The sequence below is a fragment of the Neisseria sp. P0009.S007 genome, from assembly GCF_051962515.1.
In genome coordinates, this window is record NZ_JBQCVF010000454.1 from 1 (window position 1) to 1,114 (window position 1,114).

At 49.0% G+C, this 1,114-nt stretch carries 1 protein-coding gene; it reads right to left on the minus strand.

Going from position 1 to position 1,114, the window contains the following annotated elements:
- Positions 1 to 196 precede the first annotated feature (196 nt).
- Entirely contained in the window at positions 197 to 1,084 is an 888-nt protein-coding gene (locus ACTHS3_RS14010) for a YicC/YloC family endoribonuclease (RefSeq protein WP_283116404.1), read from the minus strand.
- Positions 1,085 to 1,114 lie beyond the last annotated feature (30 nt).

Below are 1,114 nucleotides of genomic sequence, written 5' to 3' on the forward strand. Positions count from 1 at the left end.
CCTTTGTATGTTCTTATCATGACAATAATTGCCATAATTTAACACATGTTAACTCTTTAGCGCAATAACAGTCACGAAACAAGAAGCCCGCCTCCAATAATGTTTAAAAATAAACTCAACCGGTTCCGTCCCATATCGACACAAAGGCCGTCTGAAACCTTTTCAGACGGCCTTGTTTTATCCGTTCGTTATCGATTTATTCGATATTTTGAACCTGTTCGCGCATTTGCTCGATCAAGACTTTCAGTTCAACCGACGCTTGCGTGCATTCAGCGGCGATGGCTTTGCTGCCCAAGGTATTGGCTTCACGGTTCAACTCTTGCATCAGGAAATCCAAACGTTTGCCTGCGCTGCCCTTGCCTTCGGTAACGATGCGGCGTACTTCGGCGATATGGGTGCGCAAACGGCTGAATTCCTCATCCACATCAGATTTTTGGATGAACAAAGCAAATTCTTGTTGCAAGCGGTCGTTGTCGATATTGCCGACGGCTTCTGCCAAACGGGCTTTGACTTTGTCCATATGTGCCTGCAGCAGGCTGGGGAACAATTCGTTCAAAGCATCCACAATCTCTTCCATGCCGTCCAGACGTTGTAGCAGGTGTTCACCCAGTTTTTTGCCTTCACGTTTGCGGGCAGCTGTGAACTCTTTCAACGCGCCGGTCAATAAATCTTTAACACCTTTCGCTAAGGCCTCGGAGTCTTCGCTCTGACCTGCCAAAACGCCGGGGAAACGCAAAACGTCGGCCACGCTCAGCTTGCCGAAATTGTGTTCCTTGCGCCATTCTTTGTTCAAATGCGCCAGCTGTGAGACCAAATCCTGATTGACTTCCAAAGTCTGACCGCCAGAAGCCGCATCTTGCAGCTGAACACGACACTCCAATTTACCGCGCGCCACAGCCGCAGCAATCTGTTCGCGCAATGCGCCTTCCAAATAGCGCAACTCTTCCGGCATACGGAATTGGACATCCAAATAACGATGGTTGACCGCGCGGATTTCCAAATTAATCCGCTTGCCGCCGCATTCGCCTGCGGCATTAGCAAAGCCGGTCATGCTGTGGATTTGAATAGTTCGTCTTGTAGCCATGGTTTTACTCCGTTTCCAAATACGAGTGAA